The organism is Paenibacillus sp. FSL H7-0331 (genome assembly GCF_001956045.1).
The window spans coordinates 1-5,630 of the sequence record NZ_MRTH01000096.1 but is presented as its reverse complement, the minus strand read 5'-3'; the positions used below and the strand labels follow the sequence as shown (position 1 = coordinate 5,630).

Sequence of the window (5,630 nt, the reverse complement as noted above, 5' to 3'; positions counted from 1 at the left end):
CATTCCTGGTCGGAGAAAGTTAGGCTAATTGGGTTCACTGAGGCTTTCTACGTGTCTACTTTTTCAGGGCAAGGTCAGCCCGCTAAAAAGCAGGGCTTCTTAGGAACAACTATTGTGCTGTAAAAATGCAACAACTCTTTCCCACGCATCTTTATTAGTGTTAGCCATCTCAACAAACGAAATTGATGAATTCTCTAGGGTCGGAGGTAAGTTTGGGATAGAAATGACATGCCCAGCGTTCGGATACAGAGCCACTTCTACTTTGTGATGGTAGTGATTATCCTGAAGTATATTTGCGATTTCAGAAACGTATTCCAAAGAAGGCCACGTCCCATCCCTCCCTGCACCTAACAACAATAAAGGGCAGTTTATCTCTTCAACCCGTATCCTGGATTGATTAACTACCTCAATGAGAGTATTTTGCTTTGCGCGTTCATGCTCATATCTCAGGTCGGCATTATTCATTTCCGTTGGATATGGTATAAAAGGTAGTGAAGTTCCTTGAAAACTCCAAGAAGACTTCACACTCTGCCTCCTGAAATCAATCCCTTCAAAAACATGTGTAGATGGAACGTAGGAAACAATCTTTCCAATACTATCTGAATATACTGTTCCTAGAAGGAGGGACACTTCCCCTCCTTTAGATATACCTATAATCCCAATAGATTTATCACAAACACCGGTTTCTTTCTTCAACCAGGATAGTGCTGAAAAAAAGTATTCTAATGGTATATCTTGAAGTGTATCCTGGAGACCATATGCACCTTGATAATCAAAATAAGCGACTGCTAATGCTGGAATGCCCTTCGTACTTAACATTGCGGCCATCACTTCAGACCATTGAAAACCGCCTGCAGACCCACCTACTACTATCACAGGTTGCTTAGACTGTTTATTTCTAGGCTTGAAGAACTTTCCAACAAAAGGTGAAGTTATTAGCTGTTCTTCTACCTCATTAGACTTAAAATGCAGTTCTATTTCCCGCTCCTGCAACAGTATCCCGTCCGAAATCAGTTGAATAATTACGACTAATGGAGATGTATTCGTTTTTGTAAAGAATTGTGGCATTTTTTTCTTATTCTCCTGAGTCATAGATACTAAAAAATATGATTGAACGCTACCCTTCTCAACTCCTAATGGCACATCAACTCCTAAATTAATGTTACCTTGATCGTTGGCTTTATAAACATTGGAAGAGGACCATATGCTTCCTGCATCGTCTTTGGTATAAGCTAAGATTTCTGTACTTTGTTGGCTTTGTAAGCCTTTAAACACAATCTCTATGTCATCTATTAAGAAAGATTGTACATCGTTCTTATTCATCTTAGTTCTTTCCTCCTTAATACAGTTCGTCAATATGATCTCTGATTTCATACAGTAACTTGATGTCCGCTTTCATATTATTAATACCATTCATAAATACGGCTTTAAGGAAATTGGGTGATTTGATTCCTAGGTTAATCTTCTTTAGCTCTCCTTCTTCCCATATTTTTATACTCTTCTCTAACTCTACTATGTGCTTTTGTATGCATATTAAAGCATTCTGTTTCGGTACCTGTGATATAAATGATACAGCTGTATAAAGTTTAGATGGGAAATGTAGTGTTGGACTACATAATGTTTTTTCAATTTCTTTTGTAAGTTCTGCTTTGCCTGCTTCAGTGATATTATAAAGCACGCGTGATCTGTTACCATTCCTATCGGTTGAATGAACCTTGATTAATTGTTCTTTTTCCATCTGCCTAATAGCATGATAAATTTTATTCACTTGAAGATTTGTCCAAAGCTCTACCTGGTCAAACTCTAGGATTTGTTGTATTTCATAACCGTGCATCGGTTTTTTAGATAGTAACCCCAAAACTGTTATTCTAAACATTTTCTACTCACCTAATTTTATATATTTAAACTTAAGTATATATTAAGTTAAAACCACGTTTTTTGCAAACGAAATAACATATGCCTTACATAACCCTGAAATAACAAAGGAAGTTGATGATACTCTTTTCACGATTCTAAAAGAGTACACAAAAAAATAGATGGGTCGACGGCTGCGCCCGATACTCTACAGGATAACCGCGCTCGGTGCCGGCAATAAAAACGAATGATTTTAACGAATACTCGGAAGATAGCTGGATGCCAGGGCCGCTCTCGCCCACCATCTGCTTTAATTCATTAATATTCATATCCCCCCTTTTTTTCTCTGATTCTGTAACTAAGAGTCGCAAACTTGGATGAGTTGTACACAGTATCGGCATCAAAATCGCTCATCTATACCTGTACTATTTCAATAGATACTAACTTTGAGAAAGGATTTTCGTTCGGATAGCCCAGTGCATTATTTACTAGACGACAACCCTCGATCGCATAATCATTACGAGAATGAGTATGTCCGTAACACCAAATCTTTCCACGAGCTTGAGACAACCATTTGGAACCATCAAAGTAGAAAAAACTTGTGATAGGATCTATCCGATATTTCTCATGCACATTAGACCAATCAGGTCCGACATGAGTAACTACAACGTTACACTGCTTAAATACCTTTGCTAGTTTCTCCTCTTCCTGTAGAAATATAGGAGACTCGATAATATAATTTACATCATTCATCGTTCGTTTCCACAGTTCATGGAGTCTTGCTTTTGTCATACCTAACTCTTGAATGCCAAACGAATAATCGTACCACATTCCTGTGCCACCATATGTTACGCCCTCAATTTCCATCAGATGTCCATCAAGCGGAAAAACACCAGGAATTTCTGCTGCATGCTGTTTCATTTCTCCCGAACGATTTATAGAGTTATTATAGTAACGCTCTCGCTGTGCGGAGGAAATCATATATAAGTCGTGGTTCCCAAATGTAAACAGTACATATTCGTAATACCGCCTAAAGCTTGTCAACATAAGAATATTCTGTTCATTGTAATGCCCTAAATCACCAGCGATTACTAGGACTCTTGATGGTTTATCAGGCAGTATATCATCAATGAATGAATCTATTTGAGATCTCATTCTATTCACGTTTTGAATAAAAGGAATCCAGAATTCAAGATGGATGTCAGAAATCAAATCAAAAGTTTGCATTGGCTCTCCCTAAATCTGATATTTTAACGGGATCGTTCACTGTTCATTTATCCCGGCCGCCACCAAGGTAGACCGAATTGGAAATCTGGTCACTGAACCGATTAACAGTTGCGTTTACTACTCGAACGAGATAGATCTCCGGAATGTCATCTTCTAAATCCATATATATGTAGGCATCAATATCTTTCTTAAACGCCTGCCCGTCAGCGTAAAAGGCTACCGATACCGGCAGCCTGCTGATTTATTTATTGAGCTCTTGTTTCTCGTTAGCGTAATCATGCTTACCTGTCCAAAGGCCATTTAAATGACCCGATTCCTCTCGAAACACTAATTCGCTTGGGTTCAAGCACTGCGATCACTTCGGCTTCATTAAATAGGTTCAGCTTCAGTTGATCTGGATGCGTCTTCTCGATCGAAGTGCCAAAACGCTTCTGCTGCGCCAGACCGAACTGTTATTCGTATCATGAGAGCCTGACCGACAACTCGCAAGCTCACGGGCTTGTTTTGTATTCTGTTGCTCAAGCTCGACGTTTTGCTGCTGGATTTGTTCTATTCTATATAAGGGATTCCGGTTTGATTCTAATAGTAGAAAGATTCGACAGGATACGCGCCCTCTCCTGCCGGCTACCATTAAATCGCCACTTCCGGCGAAACGCGGGGATGTGCCTGCTGTTGTGTAAGCGATAAGCCATCGAGCAACCATCGCAGCTCCCGCTAGGTGAGATGCAGCGTAGTTGTGCCGTCGGCGGGCCATCCTAACGTGCCGCGCAGCAGACTGCGATAGCAAAGCCAAAATCCCATATGGTCCCAATGCAGGATTTTGAGTTCATCGTATAGGAAATCTTTAATCCTCGCTCGCCCATCATCTCTATTACATCTCGATAGCTTAAACTGTATTTCAAATACCACCTCACCGTTAGTAAAATGATCGCCGACTCATATTGAATTTATTAAATAAATCCATTTCAGAGCGATCTCAGACGAGTCTAAGACGTCTTATGCTATATAGCCTTTCCTCAGGTAATCCATTTAAGCGAATACTGTTTGCTGTTTCTTGGACAGACAACCTTAGTTAGGAGTTTGCCTTATGCACAGTTCGTCCGATCACATTGGACTGTTTAATCATCGCTCTTCATAGATATTTGTCGATCTAGAGCCACCGTCTTGCATACGCGTTTAGCTTCTTCCACAGGTCCAGTTTATAGTTGGCCGCTTATCCAAACAGCTCTTGGGCAGCGATATCAGCCTTTACTCACTTATTTTCTAACCCTTTCCCAAAGGTGGCCCACAAAAATTTGATTTGGATCATTCGGGTTGTATTTGCGCTTCATCGCTTTTTCAAACTCATCGATCAACTTAGCAAATTCGCTTACATTTGGCTCAAGTCCAAACGTACGCTTCATGTCTCTATAGTGGCGAAAAAAAGCAGCCTTCGCTTGTTTACAAGGATACCCTAATTGCTGAAGCTCCGAAATAACGCCTTGTGCATAATGTTTTTTCATCATTCGTCGGTTTATCAACTGAGACATTAAGCTATTCCTTTCGATTTAAAGTAAGATCAAACATCAACCCCGATATTTATCAGTTATCCAACGTTCCTTATAAAAATTTTCAGCATCTTCTACAGGCATTTGTTTTAGGAGATCCTCAAACTTAATAATGATCACAGCAGCATCCATTGAATCAGCATATCCCACTTTATCGAATGCAGCTATTAGTGAACCTACCGCCTGTTTTAAAGTAATATGGTTATTTAAAACATAAGAAAAGTTGTCAATAAACAACTCACTATTAGAAAATGCTGCTTTTTGAAGAATTGGATCTTTTGTTTTTAGAAACCCACGAATTGATTCAAGATAATTGGCAAAGCTGTTTTCACTCGGAAGTTTATCAATATGACGTTCTAAAAGATCGATTAAGATAGTGACCTTTTCTCCGTCATTTAGCAGTGTCATTATTTTCACCCCAATTGTAATTTGTTTTCCACATGTTCATCTTGACTAACTATTGTATTACAAATGTGATGATCATTATATACCTTCTTAAGCTAAGCCCTTAAGTAGGGCACGTTAACCATATCCCTTGCAAATCATCGATTTTCCACTCTAACACTCTGATGTATGCTAACATTTCCTCTTCCGTTTTTCGTGTGATAAATCCAGAAACACTATTCCTTTCAACCGTTATTATTTTCTCGAACCTATTACTCATTTTACTCACGGGGACACAGTGACTATTTTTAAAACTTAGTATTATTTTCGAAAAGCTTTCCCAATTGTCCAAAACGATTTTGTAACAATATAAGCGTGTAATAATGGTCGTGGTAAATGGATATTTACGATATTTCTTGTTTCGCTCAATTGTTGACCTTATACTATTTATGTTTTTTTCAACAACTTTCAGTAGCTCGTCCAAAACCACTACGTCCTTTCACTTATAGATTAGAGCCTGCCGTCCAGGCAGACTCATTAAAGGTTCATATCCTATTTCCTAGCGTTTCACCTTATAAAACTCATGATATAGCTTCATCAATGCACGCTTTTCGATTC

Annotated in this window: 7 protein-coding genes and 1 pseudogene; all 8 read right to left on the bottom strand. The window is 39.0% G+C overall.

Features of this window, described 5'->3' with window-relative positions:
- Positions 1–99 precede the first annotated feature (99 nt).
- The 8 genes and pseudogenes from BK127_RS41415 to BK127_RS41385 all read right to left on the bottom strand — a co-directional run bounded on the left by BK127_RS41415 (position 100) and on the right by BK127_RS41385 (position 5,036).
- Positions 100–1,323, bottom strand: a complete 1,224-nt coding sequence (locus BK127_RS41415; protein ID WP_076238467.1) for an acyl-CoA thioester hydrolase/BAAT C-terminal domain-containing protein — start codon at positions 1,321–1,323, stop codon at positions 100–102.
- A 16-nt stretch (positions 1,324–1,339) separates the two neighbouring features.
- Positions 1,340–1,876, bottom strand: a complete 537-nt coding sequence (locus BK127_RS41410; protein WP_076238466.1) for a PadR family transcriptional regulator — start codon at positions 1,874–1,876, stop codon at positions 1,340–1,342.
- Between the two features lie 136 nt (positions 1,877–2,012).
- Positions 2,013–2,183 (bottom strand): hypothetical protein, encoded by a 171-nt coding sequence (locus BK127_RS44400; protein WP_179097823.1) that lies wholly within the window; start codon positions 2,181–2,183, stop codon positions 2,013–2,015.
- Positions 2,184–2,268: 85 nt separating this feature from the next.
- Entirely contained in the window at positions 2,269–3,081 is an 813-nt protein-coding gene (locus BK127_RS41405; protein WP_076238465.1) for a metallophosphoesterase, read from the bottom strand.
- A gap of 714 nt (positions 3,082–3,795) precedes the next feature.
- Positions 3,796–3,882 carry a hypothetical protein gene (locus BK127_RS46005; RefSeq protein WP_076238464.1) on the bottom strand — a complete coding sequence of 29 codons (87 nt, stop codon included), beginning with the start codon at positions 3,880–3,882 and terminating at the stop codon, positions 3,796–3,798.
- Positions 3,883–3,911: 29 nt separating this feature from the next.
- Positions 3,912–4,028, bottom strand: a pseudogene (locus tag BK127_RS43445) (IS6 family transposase); the annotation flags it as partial.
- 309 nt (positions 4,029–4,337) lie between these two features.
- Positions 4,338–4,586: a hypothetical protein gene (locus tag BK127_RS41390; protein ID WP_179097822.1), complete on the bottom strand. Its 249-nt coding sequence runs from the start codon at positions 4,584–4,586 to the stop codon at positions 4,338–4,340.
- A gap of 60 nt (positions 4,587–4,646) precedes the next feature.
- Positions 4,647–5,036 (bottom strand): hypothetical protein, encoded by a 390-nt coding sequence (locus BK127_RS41385; protein ID WP_076238462.1) that lies wholly within the window; start codon positions 5,034–5,036, stop codon positions 4,647–4,649.
- Between the last annotated feature and the right edge of the window lie 594 nt (positions 5,037–5,630).